Below are 13819 nucleotides of genomic sequence, written 5' to 3'. Positions count from 1 at the left end.
GTCTCCTTCTCCTTTACATACCGACCAGTTAGTATTGGTAAATAATTGATAAAGGTAGGTAGTTTTATGGAAAAATTCACCGTTACCCCTAGATTTTGTGAAACCGATGCATTAGGTCATATTAACAATACTAGTTACTTTATTTATTTAGAAGAAGCGCGAATTAAATTCTTCCAATCGCTTGGCTATTCAATGAATCTAGATGATTGGAAGTTTATTCTAGCGTCAACAAAATGTGATTTTGTGAATCAAGGTCACTTCAATCAAAAATTATCAGTATCAACCTATATTTCAAAAATAGGAAACAAAAGCTTTCATCTCGAACATGAAATTTGTTGTGAAGAGACAAAGCAAATGATTGCTACAGGTAATGCGATCATCGTATTTTTTAATTTTAAAGAACAGCGTAGCGAAGTACTTCCTGAGTTATTTAAAGAACAGTTAGAAAGGCATTTAGTTGTTAAATAAACTGAATTTTCTAAAGTAAAGGAGGGGGAATATGGCTGAAAAGATCGAATTGGAAACGATTCAAGTTCGCAAAGGTGAAGAGTTAAATCCTCATGTTTTACATAAATTTTTAGCAAAAAATATTGAGGAACTACCAGATGGAGAATTAGCGATTCGTCAGTTCTCATCGGGTCATTCAAACTTAACCTATTTACTAAAAATTGGAGAATGGGAAGTGGTGTTAAGACGGCCGCCACTTGGCCCAGTTGCTCCAAAAGCACACGATATGAAAAGAGAATTTCGTATTTTATCAGAAATTCATCCTCACTTTTCGGCTGCTCCTAAGCCAATTTTATATTCAGAAAATGATGTAATTGTAGGTAGTCCATTTTTCATTATGGAAAGAAAAAATGGTGAAGTATTTGACTCATCATTTCCTCCACATTTAAACGTAACAATTGAAGATCGTAAAAAATTATCTACTGTAATGGTAAATAAGCTGGTTGAGTTACACTCCATTGATTATACAAAAACAAAACTCCTAGAAATAACAAAACCTGAGAATTTTATGGAAAGACAAGTAAACGGCTGGATTGGACGGTATAACAGGGCAAAGACTAGTGAAATTGCCGAAGTTGATCGACTAATGAGTTGGTTAATCAATAATGTACCAAAAAATCATCAGTCATCAATTATTCATTATGATTTCAAATTGAATAATTCGATGTTTAGTCACGATTTAAAAGAAATGATTGGACTATTTGATTGGGAAATGGCAACAATTGGTGATCCATTAGCTGATTTAGGTGTTGCTTTATGCTATTGGATTCAAAATGATGATCCTGATTTATTAAAATTTGGCTTAGGTAAACCACCTGTTACGATTCAAGAAGGATTTATTACAAGGAATCAATTTATTGAAGGCTACGCAAAGAAAAGTGGCAGAGATTTATCAAACATTAATTACTATATGGCATTCGCCTATTTTAAATTAGCAGTAATTGTTCAACAAATCTTCTATCGATTTAAAGCTGGACAAACAAGTGATCAGCGATTTGCAAAATTTAACCAATTCGCTGAAAATCTGATAAGGATTGCCAATGATCTAGCAGTTAAATAGATTCATATAAAAGGAGTGTAATAAATGAGTAAACAACATTTAATAGTAGAAATTAATGAGCGGATTTTAACTTTAACACTAAATAGGCCTGAAAGCTTAAATTCTTTTAGTTATGAAATGTTAAATGGTATTACTGAAGCGCTTAATCAAGCAAAACTGAATCCGGAAATTAAAGCAATTGTACTAAATGGTGCAGGTCGTTCATTTTCAGCTGGTGGAGATGTAAAAACGATGGGAAACGTCACTCCAAATGCAGTATATGAGCATATAGGAATCCTAAATACAGTTATTAAAACGATTCGTGAGATCGAAAAGCCTGTAATAGCTTCAGTTCATGGTTTTGCAGCTGGTGCTGGTTTTAACTTGGCTTTAGCATGTGATTTAATCATTGCAGCAGACGATAGTAAATTTGCTTTAAGCTTCTCTCAAGTTGGATTAATCTCTGATGGAGGCGGTTCTTATTTCCTACCAAGGTTAATCGGTCCATATTTAGCAAAACAGTTTTTCTTTACTGCAGAGCCAGTTCCTGCTGAAAGAATGTATCAGCTTGGTATGATTAACGCACTCGTACCAGCTGAAAACTTAGCTGAAGAAACAGTAAAATTTGCAAATAAAATAGCCGCAGGTCCTGGTAAAGCAAATGGTATGATGAAAAAACTAATTAATCAATCTTTTACATCAACTTTAGATGAAATGCTAGAACTTGAAAGAATTACTCAGCCACTAATGGTAGCAACTGAAGACCATCAAGAAGGTGTTTTAGCATTTAAAGAAAAAAGAAAAGCGATTTTTACTGGTAAATAAAAAACTGAAAGGAAGTTTACGATGCAATCAATTCAATTTAAACAATTTGGTGGTCCTGAGGTATTAGAGAAGGTCGAACTTGAAAGACCAGTTCCAAAGGGGAAAGAAGTATTAATTGAAGTGCATGCAGCAGGTGTCAATTATGCTGATACAGCGCGAAGAGAAAATCAATATGTAGTTAAAACTACTTTGCCGTATGTACCTGGTGCTGAAGTTGCAGGAGTCGTAGTGGAAATTGGAGACGAAGTTACTTCAGTAAAGATTGGTGATCGAGTAGTTTCAATGTTAGAATGTGGTGGATACTCAGACTTTGCTCTGACAGATGAGCGTTCAATTATTCCTTTACCGAACGGAATGGATTTTAAAATAGCCGCTGCATTACCCGTCCAAGGATTAAGTGCTTACCATATCTTAAAAACAATGGGTATGTTAGAACCAGGAGAAACCGTTTTAGTTCATGCGGCAGCAGGTGGTCTAGGTACTTTAGCTGTGCAACTAGCGAAGCTTTTTGGAGCAGGTAAAGTAATCGCTACAGCAAGTACAGCCGAAAAATTACAGCTAGCAAAAGAGATGGGCGCAGATGTATTAATCAATTATACAGAAGCAGGCTGGGAACACAAAGTACTTGAAGCTACAAATGGAAAAGGTGTAGATGTTGCCTTAGAGATGGCTGGAGGCGATGTTTTTTATAAAACGTTAGATTGCTTAGCTTATTTCGGAAGATTAGTTATTTATGGTGTAGCAAGTGGCCAGCAAAGTAAGTTTTACCCATCCTCTCTAATGGCAAAAAATCAATCAGTAATTGGGTTTTTCTTACCACCACTTTTGAGAAAAAAGGCATTAATTAAACAAAGCTTAGAAGAGTTATTTACTTATTTAGCTGAAGGGAAATTAACGATCACGATTGGAGAAGTATTTCCATTAAGTGAAGCTGCCAATGTCCATACGATATTGCAATCAAGGAAAACTGTTGGAAAAGTGATTTTAGAGCCGAGAACATAATGAATTTTTGATATGAAAAGATTTGATCAGATGAAACGGGGGAAATTTAAATGCATTTACGCCTGACTGACGAACAAAAAATGATTCAAAAAACAATTCGAAAATTTGTTGAAAAAGAATTAATCCCTTTAGAGAATGAAGTACTTAGAAATGAACGTGAGGGCAGACCAAGCTTAGATCCCGCGGTTGAAAAGGAACTACAATTAAAAGCAAAAAAAGCTGGTTTCTGGGGAATTAATACACCTACTGAATATGGTGGTGCTGATTTAGGCCAAATGATGTTAGCAATTATTTATATGGAAATTTCAAAAACATTCGTTCCTTTCAAATTTGGTGGTTATGCGGATAATATTTTGTTTTATTGTAACGAAGAACAAAAAAAGAAATACCTTATTCCTACAATAAATGGAGAAAAAAAATCATGCTTTGCCATGACGGAACCTAATGCTGGCTCTGATACTCAAAACATTAAAATGACCGCTGTAAAGGATGGGAATGAATGGGTATTAAACGGTGAAAAAACATTTATTACAGGTGGAAACGAAGCAGATTTTGTAATGGTCATTGCAATAACGGATAAAGAAAGACATCAAAAAACGGGTGGAAGAGAAGGTGTAACTTGTTTTATAGTCGACCGGGACATGGGGTGGAGGTCTGAATTTATCCATACAATGGGCGAATGGGGACCAGCTGGTTTAGTATTTGATAATGTCCGTGTGCCTGAAGAAAATATTTTGGGTGAATTAAATGGTGGCTATAATTTAGGACTTGAATGGATCGGATTTGCACGATGGATTGTAGGGGCCACAGCAGTTGGAGCTGCTGAACGTTTATTACAAATGGCCATTGACTACTCAAAAGAAAGGGAAACATTCGGAAAACCAATTGCCGAACGACAAGCAATACAATGGCAAATAGCAGATTCTGCTGTTGAAATAGAAGCTGCCAAATGGCTTGTATTAAATGCCGCATATACACTCGATCAAGGAGAAGACAATCGACATTTAGCATCAATGGCAAAACTATATGGTTCGAATATGGGAAATCGAGTTGTAGACCGCGTACTTCAAATACATGGTGGAATCGGGTATACAAAAGAACTTCCTATTGAAAGATGGTACCGTGAAGCAAGATTATGGAGAATATACGACGGTACGGATGAAATTCAACGCTTAATCATTTCACGTAATTTACTAAAAGGACATGTTAAATTAGGACAGTACGTTTAAAAGATGGGAGAGAAGTGAAATGGCTGGAAGATTTGAAGGCAGAGTAGCCTTTATTACTGGTGGTAGTCGAGGTATCGGAAAGGGAATCGTAGAATTATTTGCAAAAGAAGGAGCGAAAGTAGCGATTATTGATGTGAATGAAGAAGCACTATTACAAACTGCTTCAGAATTTAAGCAATATGAAATATACACGAAAGTTGCAAACGTTACTAATACCAATGAAGTTGAAACTGCTATGAAAGAGGTTCATGATACATTTGGTTCATTAGATATTGTAGTCAATAACGCAGGTGTTATTCGCGATAATTTATTATTTAAAATGACAGACTCAGATTGGGATACTGTTATGGATGTTCACTTGAAAGGTTCATTTAATGTTGTACGTGCTGCACAAACCTATATGGTTAAACAAAAATATGGAAGAATCATTAATATTTCTTCAACATCTGCACTTGGCAATCGTGGACAATCAAACTATGCAACTGCAAAGGCTGGTTTACAAGGTCTAACGAAAACACTTGCAATTGAACTTGGTAAATATGGAATCACATCTAACGCTGTGGCACCAGGGTTTATTGAAACTGAAATGACGAAAGAAACAGCAAATCGCATCGGTATTACGTTTGAACAACTAGTTGAGGCAAGTTTAAGCCAAATACCAGCCGGCAGAACAGGTAAACCAGAGGATATTGCAAATGCAGTTGCATTCTTTGCTGACGAAAAGTCTTCTTATGTAAATGGGCAAGTTTTATATGTTGCAGGTGGACCTAAAGCTTAAAAAATTGAGGTGGATGAAATGTTTAAATCGTTTATTGGTAAACGCTCTAAATCAGTAAAAAATACTGTAGAACGCGGTGCTGTAAAAAAATTTGCCGAAGCAATTGGGGATTTACATCCAATTTATGTTGACGAAGAATATGGAAAACAATCTAGATATGGACAAAATATTGCTCCGACGACATTTCCTAGAGTATTTGACTATGGAAAAATAGAGAATTTTAACCTACCAAATGTTGGTCTAATTCATGGTGAGCAAACATTTGAATATAAAAGGCCACTTTTAGTTGGTGAAACCATTTATTGTTATACAGAGATTAAGGACTATTATGAAAAACGTGGTGGGCATGGCTTTATGGGGTTTCTAGTACTGTCAGATATCGGAGAAGATCAAGCTGGCAATGTTATTTTTACTACTAAATCAGTTGTTATTATAACTGAAGAGGTTAGGAAGGTGCTAACGGTATGACAGTATTATTAGATTTACAAATTGGCGACTCGTTGAAACCAGTCATACTTGAACCAGTATCTCGAATGGATTTAATAAAATACGCAGGAGCATCAGGTGATTATAACCCTATTCATACAATTGATGAGGAAGCAAAAAAAGCTGGATTACCTGGAATTATAGCACATGGCATGTGGACAATGGGAAATTTAGCTAAGCTTTTTTCCGATTATTTAGAAGTTGGCTTTATTGAAAATTACTCTATAAGATTTAAGAATATGGTATTTCTAAATGATGTCATCACATTAAATTCAACACTTGATAAAGTTGATCAAAACATACTACATTTTAAAGTAAATGCAAAGAATCAGAACGATGTAGTCGTTATTACTGGTAAAATTTTATTTAAATTATATGAATGATACTGAATCTAATTGGGACTTCTAAAAGGAGTCCCTTTTTTGTATTTTACAATTTCAACTTCGACTAATGTAAATTTTACATTAAAAAGGATTTGGATACAGTGGATTTACACATAATATTAAAAAACGAAATAGGTGAGAAAAATGGATCTTTCATTTGATAAATTATTAGAGCAATTTGATTTGAAAAAAAATGAACACCAAAAAAATTTGCATAAGGTTAACAAAAGAATAGATGAAATAGAATCTCATATGGAAGAAATTAAAAAGCAATTACATAATTTTGACCATCAAATTGTTAATATAGAAAAAGAATTAAAAACTACTCTATCAATGATTAGCAGTGAAAATGAATCAAACTTACACCATGATATAGAACATAATAAAGGGCATCATAACGAGCATCAAGACCATCAAGACCATCAAGACCATCAAGACCATCAAGAGCAAAACAGACATCACAAGCATCACAAAAGTCATGAACACCATCCTGATCATCCTAATTGGGCTGAAAATTTAATCCATAATGTGGAGGAATTTTCAGCAAGTATTTTTGAGCCTAAAAATGAAAGTCATAAAAATCATCAAGAGCATCATGATCACGAAAATCATCAAGAACATTATGAACATGAAGATCATCAACAAAAACAAGAGCATCAAGAACATGAACATTTCGAGGAAAAGCAACAAAACTCAAGAGTAGCTAATAGGAAAAAGTATAATAATCAAAATATAGAAGAGATAAACCAGTATTCTGCAAGTACAATGGACGAAAGTCAATCGAGCGGCATAATAACTGGATTAACGAGTATTAATGAGAAAAATTATTCGGAATTATCATCAGATTTTACAAATCATAAAGAAGAACAACACCAACAGTACAATCATGGAAACGACTCTAATCAAAAGAAGACTTCTGAACAATTATTAGAAACGGATTTTTCTGATATGTCAATTGATGATTGGGAGGATTCTACTACCAACTTATCGATGTCAGAATGGTTTGAAGTTGATCCTAATGATAAAAGATAAAATCATTGATCTAATTAATTGAAGTTGGTGCGAAGTCTATCCATTCCAATACATGAGCCAGACCAGTCATGAAATACAAGAACATATCTGAAAATCAAATTTAAATACTTTGTCTATACACAAAAATGCATTACTTCTACAATGTGAAGTAATGCATTTTTGTTTTTTAGAGGAAATACACTCTGATTTGGTGAATTTATCAAGAGAATACTTTGCCTAATTATGCATTTTTTAGCTATGAAGGCTCATAAAGATATAAAATTGAGTATAAATAGAGTGTTAATATAGTGGGGGCGATAACGATATTCCAGTAGGCTTTTTTGGTCGCAGTTTGGACTTTGTGAAAATTTGTGATTAGTTAATTAGTTTGAAAAAGAATAGATAGGAGTTAATATGTCTAAGAAAAGAATCGTATTTACCGGTGGTGGCTCTGCGGGGCATGTAACACCAAATATCGCCATTATAAATGAGTTAAATAAAAATGATTGGGATATTCATTATATTGGATCTAAAAAAGGAATTGAAAAGGAACTAATAAATAAAATTGAATTACCTTATTATGGGATTTCAAGCGGAAAATTAAGACGATATATAGATTTTGAAAATATTATTGATCTGTTTCGAGTAATAAAAGGTTGTCTTGACGCAAGAAAAGTATTAAAAAAAATTAAGCCGAGTTTAGTTTTTTCAAAGGGTGGCTTTGTTTCTGTACCAGTAATCATTGCTGCTAGCACATTGAAAATTCCAATTTTTATACATGAAAGTGATATGACACCAGGACTTGCAAATAAAATTTCTCAGCGTTTTGCTACCAAAATATTTACATCATTTGAAGAAGCAAAAAATTATTTTCCAAAAAATAAAACAACAGTAATTGGTTCACCTATAAGAAAAGAGCTATTAAATGGCTCAAGGGAAAAGGGCTTAGAATTTCTTAATTTTAAAAGCTATATCCCAATCTTAACAATTATGGGTGGAAGTTTAGGTGCAAAGAAAATCAATGAAACTGTTAGAGAATCATTACAGGATCTAACGAAAAAGTATCAGATTGTTCACCTATGTGGTAAAGGAAATGTTGATGAAAGTTTAAAAAATATTCAAGGCTATAAGCAATTTGAATATGTTCATGACGAGTTAGCAGACGTACTGGCCGCATCCCAAATGATTATTACAAGAGGTGGGTCAAATGCCATATTTGAGTTTTTAGCGTTACATAAACCGATGATCATCATCCCACTTACGAAAAATCAAAGTAGGGGAGACCAAATATTAAATGCAAATTCTTTTAAAGAAAAAGGCTTTGCATTGATGTTGGAAGAAGAGGATTTAACGAATAAATCACTTCAAGAATCAATTGAAGAACTTCAAACTAAAAAGGAATTTTTCATTACGAATATGAAATCATCGAATCAAAGTAATGCACTTGATATACTTCTTGAGGAAATAAATAGTAATTAATTCGATTAAAGCATTCTTCTAAATAAAGGAAGAAATGCTTTTTTGTTGAATAACTCTAAAGGGAATAACAGAAATATTGTAAGAAGTAGGTGGAAAATTTGATTTCAGAAAAACAATTAAACGAAATTAGCATTTTACAAGATGCATGCGAAAAATTTGATGAAATAACTTTAAAGTTAAACTGGGAAATGTTAAGAAATCGAAGAAAAGATGTAAAAGAAGATTTCTTTCACTATGAAGAAAATCAATTAGTTGGATTTTTAGCGACTTACTATTTTGGAGAAAAAGTTGAAATCTGTGGTATGGTTCACCCGGATTTTCGACGAAAAGGAATTTTTTCTAGTTTGTTAACTGAAGCACTGAATTCAATCGCTCCAACCACTACCATTTTATTAAATGCACCTGAAGCTTCAGCATCAGCAAAAGAATTTATTCGAAATCAAAAAAATTGTACCTATTCTTTTTCGGAATATCAAATGGCTTGGAAAGACCAAGAGGTAAAAGAATTTACTCCAATCGTTAAATTCACGAAAGCAGAGCAATTAGATTTCGCATTTATTTCAAATTTAGATGTTGTATGTTTCGGATTTGAAAATAGTGATGCAGAGAAGTACAATCAACGGATCTTAAATGAACCAGATCGAGATTTATTTATAATAGAAGTAAATGATGAAAAAATAGGTAAAATGAGTTTGCTTCGTGAAAAGAATGAGAGTTGGATTTATGGATTTGCAATACTTCCAGAATACCAAGGTAGGGGATATGGAAAAAATGCATTACTCCAAACCATTCAAAAAGAAAACGAGATTGGAAACGAAATTCATTTAGAAGTTGCGCTAGAAAATAGTAACGCGAAGAAATTATATTTAGATTGTGGATTTAGACAATATAACACTCAAGATTATTATAAAATTGGCCAATAAATTAGTAAAAGGCTGTCTGTTTTTTAAGACAGTCTCTTTTTTTATGGACTATAATAATTTTATCATTATGAAAATATCTATGTTAAACTAGAAATGGATTAAATGGAAAAGGGTGAAAGTTTTGGAAAAAATAAGAGGGTTTGAAGTAGCAAAAGGATTCGAAAATTGTGGAGTGAATCTTCCGAAAAGAGCAACGACACATGCAGCTGGTTATGATATCGAATGTATTGAAGAGACAATTATCAATCCAAACGAGATCAAACTTGTTGGTACAGGATTAAAAGCGTATATGCAAAAAGACGAATTTTTAGCATTATTTGTACGCTCGTCTACACCGTTAAAGAAAGGTTTAATGAAAGGAAATGGAGTAGGGGTAATTGATTCGGACTACTACAGCAATCCTTCAAATGATGGCCATATCATGATGCAATTAATAAATGTATCAAAGGAGCCTGTTATCATACAAAAAGGTGAGAGAATTGGACAAGCTGTTTTCCAAAAGTTCTTATTAGCTGATGATGATTTCGCAGGGGAAGAACGAGTAAGTGGTTTTGGTAGTACTGGCAAATAAAAATGTAGAAATAAAAAAAGAACTCGAGTGATCGAGTTCTTTTAATTTTGTAATTAGTCTAACATTTTTGCAAGTTTTGGTGATAAAGCAAGTAAGATTAAGCCTGCAACGATTGCTGCTCCACCTACTGCTAAGAATACTTGTAACATACCAAGAGTTGTTGTAAATGCAGCTAATTGTCCACCAACTAAGTTTGCAATGAAACTTGATGATAACCATACACCCATTAATAATGAAGCAAGTTTAGCAGGTGCATAACGAGAAACTGCTGATAAACCAACTGGTGAAAGTACTAATTCAGCAATTGTATGGAAGAAATATGTCATAACCATGAATAACATGTTTGCTTTTACAGTAATATGATTTGGATCAGAACCTGTTTTCATAACCGCCATAATTGTGAATGCAAAACCAACACCTAATAGGATAAGACCCATTGCCATTTTCGCAGGAACGCTGATGTTTTTACCATTTCTTGCCATTTTAATCCAGATCATAGAAAGAACTGGAGCGAAAAGCATAATGAATAATGGGTTAACAGATTGGAACCATGCAGATGGTACATTGAAGCTACCAACTTTAAGATCTAAGAAACGCTCTGTATAAAGTGTTAATGATGAACCAGCTTGTTCAAATCCAGCCCAGAAAAATACTACGAATGCAGCTAAGATAAAGATAACTGTTGTACGTTGTTTTTCTTTTTTAGTAAGAGGAATATCCTTAACTGAAGCGCTGTTACCCTCTTTCACAACTTTTGCATTAGGTTTTGTACCTAAATCACCAAGATATTTTGATGCTAATAAGTTGAAAATAATTTGACCAATAATCATACCGATCGCTGCTGCTAAGAAACCATAACGGTAACCGAATAAATCATCACCAGCAGCATTTTTTGACATAAATAAAGTTTGTGCTAAATAACCAGTAACAAGTGGAGCAAAGAATGCACCTAAGTTGATACCCATGTAGAAGATTGTGAATGCACCATCACGACGTGGGTCATCTCCTTCATAAAGTTCACCAACAATTGTTGAAATGTTTGGCTTGAAGAAACCATTACCGATAATCATTAAAATTAAACCAAGATATAAACCTGTTGAAGAATGAATACCGAATAATGCGATATTACCAGCTGCCATAATAATACCACCAAGTGTTATAGCAGCACGCTTTGCAAGGAAATTATCTGTAATCCAACCACCAATGATTGGAGTGAAATATACAAGACCAGTAAATAATCCATAAAGTTGTAGTGCCCAAGCATCTTTAAATCCAAGTCCACCTTGAACTACTGAAGTTGTTAAATAAAGAACTAAAAGTGCACGCATTCCATAATAACTAAAGCGCTCCCAAGCCTCAGTTGCAAAAAGTAAGTAAAGGCCAGGTGGGTGTTTCGTTTTTTGATTTTGCTCGTTTGATGAAACGTTTTGTTTTGCTGCTACGCTCATTCAAATTCCTCCCTCATAAGTGCTATTCTGTGTAATTTTCTGTATGAATATTTATTGTCGTCAATTCATATACTATTCTGTCAATTTACTGTAAAAAATAATTTCCGAATTCAACAAATTTCGACAATTTAAGTTAAAAAAAATTTCTAACTATTTTCAACAGAACAATGCTACTAAATTTATATCTAGATCCGCAAAAAAAACTTGGGACCAATTTACTATTTTAGTATAACACACAATAGCGTATCTCTGTAAAGTTTTTTATATTGTCAGACAAATCTTGCAATACTGATTTTTCTTATTAAATTAGTATTTTTAGACTTTGTCGATTGACCTGTATTAGTACAGCCTGAACAAAAAGACCTATATCTAAATAATAATAAGTTTTTGAAATATTTCAAGGGTTTTTATAATTTTTTACTTTAATATTAAAAAAGTTTAATTAAACAAAAGAATGGAAATTGTCAAAAAATGTCGAAACGAAAATAGAATGTTTCGTCCTTTTTTAATATTCAATTAATTCATATGGACGATTTTCTAAAATTTGGATATACTAAAAGTACTATATATGAAACGGAGTGATGGATATGGGAAAGTTAATTAATTTAGTTCAGAAGAAGGTAAATAGTAGAGGACAAAAAATGGAGTAAATCTTCATTATTGTCCTTATATAATTGGAGGACAAAATGAATTTAAAACAATTAGGTTGGAACGAAGCGTTCGGAGAAAAGGATCAAAATACTGTAGTTGCAAGAGTTATATCTGAACAAAGACAAATTTATAAATTGCATGATGGAGAAAATGAACTAACTGGTGAAGTTTCTGGGAAATTTCAATTCCAGGCAAAAGTAAAAAGTGATTTTCCATCCGTTGGAGATTGGGTTGTAATTGAACCGTTAAAAGGTGAAAACAAAGCAATTATTCAAAAGGTATTGCCGAGAATAAGTCAATTTTCAAGGCAATCTGCAGGAGAAAAAATTGAAGAACAAATAGTAGCTGCTAATATAGATTACGTGTTTTTAGTAATGGCATTGAATAACGATTTTAATATAAGAAGATTAGAACGTTATTTACTTGTTGCCTATGATAGTGGAGCAAATCCAATTATTGTTTTAACAAAAAAGGATTTATGCACTGACCTACCAACCAAAATTGCAGCAGTTGAAGAAATTGCATTTGGTGTACCGATTTATTCTGTAAACAGTACAAATGGAGAAGGGATTGAAGAACTGAAACAGCTCATTTCAGAAGGGAAGACTGTTTCCTTACTTGGTTCTTCTGGTGTCGGTAAATCTACATTATTAAACGCGTTAATCGGTGAAGTAATACAAATAACACAGGACGTCCGTGAAGGTGATGATCGCGGTAAACATACAACTACACACCGCGAATTATTTTTCCTACCATCTGGCGGAATGGTCATCGATACACCAGGTATGCGAGAATTACAGCTTTGGGGCGGAGAAGAGCATATAAGCTCGACATTTACAGATGTCGAAATATTAGCTAAATCATGTAAATTCTCAGACTGTACACACGAAAACGAACCAGGATGTGCAGTTAACCTGGCAATCGAAAACGGCGAACTAGATCAACAAAGACTCACAAGCTATCGTAAATTAATGAGGGAACTAGCGTATGCAGAACGTAAACAAGATGCATCACTAGCTAGACAAGAAAGAGATAAGTGGAAAAAAATTAGTAAAATGATGAATACTAAGTCTTATAAGTAAGAGAGAAGAGTATTTATACTCTTCTTTTTCTTTTGAAATTTTGTGATACAAAAGCGGTCAATGAGGCAAGAATCCTTGAACTACTAACCCATAATAGGTTCATGAGGTAGTAGAAAGGCAAGAAAGAACGATAGTGACTCATAATAGGTTCATGAGTAAGTAAAAATGAGAGAAATCGCGATTTAGTAACTCATAATAGGTTCATGAGTAAGTAAAAATGGAAGAAATCGCGATTTAGTGACTCATGATAGGTTCATGAGTAAGTAAAAATGAGAGAAATGGCGATTTAGTAACTCATAATAGGTTCATGAGTAAGTAAAAATGGAAGAAATCGCGATTTAGTGACTCATAAGGGGTTCATGAGTATGTAAAAAGGCAAGAAATCGTGATTTAGTGACTCATAAT

Annotated in this window: 14 protein-coding genes; 13 read left to right on the top strand and 1 reads right to left on the bottom strand. The window is 33.6% G+C overall.

The features are described from left to right. Positions 1 to 66 precede the first annotated feature (66 nt). From COE53_RS00145 to COE53_RS00090, 12 genes are all read left to right on the top strand, one after another. Positions 67 to 468 carry an acyl-CoA thioesterase gene (locus COE53_RS00145; protein ID WP_069032415.1) on the top strand — a complete coding sequence of 134 codons (402 nt, stop codon included), beginning with the start codon at positions 67 to 69 and terminating at the stop codon, positions 466 to 468. Positions 469 to 499: 31 nt separating this feature from the next. Beyond that, a complete protein-coding gene (locus COE53_RS00140; protein WP_069032416.1) occupies positions 500 to 1567 on the top strand; it encodes a phosphotransferase family protein in 1068 nt (355 codons plus the stop codon). A gap of 24 nt (positions 1568 to 1591) precedes the next feature. Continuing rightward, entirely contained in the window at positions 1592 to 2371 is a 780-nt protein-coding gene (locus COE53_RS00135) for an enoyl-CoA hydratase/isomerase family protein (RefSeq protein WP_069032417.1), read from the top strand. Positions 2372 to 2392: 21 nt separating this feature from the next. Then, positions 2393 to 3373 (top strand): quinone oxidoreductase family protein, encoded by a 981-nt coding sequence (locus COE53_RS00130; protein ID WP_069032418.1) that lies wholly within the window; start codon positions 2393 to 2395, stop codon positions 3371 to 3373. Positions 3374 to 3423: 50 nt separating this feature from the next. After that, the gene (locus COE53_RS00125) at positions 3424 to 4602 is read left to right on the top strand and encodes an acyl-CoA dehydrogenase family protein (protein WP_069032419.1); all 1179 of its coding nucleotides are present in this window, start codon (positions 3424 to 3426) and stop codon (positions 4600 to 4602) included. A 19-nt stretch (positions 4603 to 4621) separates the two neighbouring features. After that, positions 4622 to 5380, top strand: a complete 759-nt coding sequence (fabG, locus tag COE53_RS00120) for a 3-oxoacyl-ACP reductase FabG (protein ID WP_069032420.1) — start codon at positions 4622 to 4624, stop codon at positions 5378 to 5380. A gap of 18 nt (positions 5381 to 5398) precedes the next feature. Next, positions 5399 to 5848 carry a MaoC family dehydratase N-terminal domain-containing protein gene (locus COE53_RS00115; protein WP_091021427.1) on the top strand — a complete coding sequence of 150 codons (450 nt, stop codon included), beginning with the start codon at positions 5399 to 5401 and terminating at the stop codon, positions 5846 to 5848. Then, positions 5845 to 6249 (top strand): MaoC/PaaZ C-terminal domain-containing protein, encoded by a 405-nt coding sequence (locus COE53_RS00110; RefSeq protein WP_069032422.1) that lies wholly within the window; start codon positions 5845 to 5847, stop codon positions 6247 to 6249. Before COE53_RS00115 ends, COE53_RS00110 begins: the two co-directional genes overlap by 4 nt. Positions 6250 to 6393: 144 nt before the next feature. Further along, entirely contained in the window at positions 6394 to 7281 is an 888-nt protein-coding gene (locus COE53_RS00105; protein WP_069032423.1) for a hypothetical protein, read from the top strand. A 393-nt stretch (positions 7282 to 7674) separates the two neighbouring features. Further along, positions 7675 to 8739 carry an undecaprenyldiphospho-muramoylpentapeptide beta-N-acetylglucosaminyltransferase gene (locus COE53_RS00100; protein WP_069032424.1) on the top strand — a complete coding sequence of 355 codons (1065 nt, stop codon included), beginning with the start codon at positions 7675 to 7677 and terminating at the stop codon, positions 8737 to 8739. A 98-nt stretch (positions 8740 to 8837) separates the two neighbouring features. After that, a complete protein-coding gene (locus COE53_RS00095) occupies positions 8838 to 9662 on the top strand; it encodes a GNAT family N-acetyltransferase (protein WP_069032425.1) in 825 nt (274 codons plus the stop codon). Positions 9663 to 9783: 121 nt separating this feature from the next. Beyond that, positions 9784 to 10233 carry a dCTP deaminase domain-containing protein gene (locus COE53_RS00090; protein ID WP_069032426.1) on the top strand — a complete coding sequence of 150 codons (450 nt, stop codon included), beginning with the start codon at positions 9784 to 9786 and terminating at the stop codon, positions 10231 to 10233. 53 nt (positions 10234 to 10286) lie between these two features. Here the strand turns inward: COE53_RS00090 and COE53_RS00085 are convergent, their stop codons facing one another. Beyond that, complete coding sequence (locus COE53_RS00085) at positions 10287 to 11681, bottom strand: peptide MFS transporter (RefSeq protein ID WP_069032427.1); 1395 nt, start codon at positions 11679 to 11681, stop codon at positions 10287 to 10289. Positions 11682 to 12367: 686 nt separating this feature from the next. Between COE53_RS00085 and rsgA the strand changes: the two genes are divergently transcribed. Continuing rightward, positions 12368 to 13414 (top strand): ribosome small subunit-dependent GTPase A, encoded by a 1047-nt coding sequence (gene rsgA, locus COE53_RS00080; RefSeq protein ID WP_069032428.1) that lies wholly within the window; start codon positions 12368 to 12370, stop codon positions 13412 to 13414. Positions 13415 to 13819: the final 405 nt, after the last annotated feature.

This window comes from Bacillus sp. AFS029533, from assembly GCF_002585125.1.
In the GTDB taxonomy this organism is placed as follows: domain Bacteria; phylum Bacillota; class Bacilli; order Bacillales; family Bacillaceae_G; genus Gottfriedia; species Gottfriedia luciferensis_B.
This window is presented reverse-complemented; position numbering and strand designations above follow the sequence as displayed.

Coding starts and splice junctions, on each gene's coding strand:
- COE53_RS00140 (WP_069032416.1), top strand. CDS start 500: ATGGCTGAAAAGATCGAATTGGAAACGATTCAAGTTCGCAAAGGTGAA.
- fabG (WP_069032420.1), top strand. CDS start 4,622: ATGGCTGGAAGATTTGAAGGCAGAGTAGCCTTTATTACTGGTGGTAGT.
- COE53_RS00135 (WP_069032417.1), top strand. CDS start 1,592: ATGAGTAAACAACATTTAATAGTAGAAATTAATGAGCGGATTTTAACT.
- COE53_RS00085 (WP_069032427.1), bottom strand. CDS start 11,681: ATGAGCGTAGCAGCAAAACAAAACGTTTCATCAAACGAGCAAAATCAA.
- COE53_RS00110 (WP_069032422.1), top strand. CDS start 5,845: ATGACAGTATTATTAGATTTACAAATTGGCGACTCGTTGAAACCAGTC.
- COE53_RS00145 (WP_069032415.1), top strand. CDS start 67: ATGGAAAAATTCACCGTTACCCCTAGATTTTGTGAAACCGATGCATTA.
- COE53_RS00130 (WP_069032418.1), top strand. CDS start 2,393: ATGCAATCAATTCAATTTAAACAATTTGGTGGTCCTGAGGTATTAGAG.
- rsgA (WP_069032428.1), top strand. CDS start 12,368: ATGAATTTAAAACAATTAGGTTGGAACGAAGCGTTCGGAGAAAAGGAT.
- COE53_RS00100 (WP_069032424.1), top strand. CDS start 7,675: ATGTCTAAGAAAAGAATCGTATTTACCGGTGGTGGCTCTGCGGGGCAT.
- COE53_RS00125 (WP_069032419.1), top strand. CDS start 3,424: ATGCATTTACGCCTGACTGACGAACAAAAAATGATTCAAAAAACAATT.
- COE53_RS00105 (WP_069032423.1), top strand. CDS start 6,394: ATGGATCTTTCATTTGATAAATTATTAGAGCAATTTGATTTGAAAAAA.
- COE53_RS00115 (WP_091021427.1), top strand. CDS start 5,399: ATGTTTAAATCGTTTATTGGTAAACGCTCTAAATCAGTAAAAAATACT.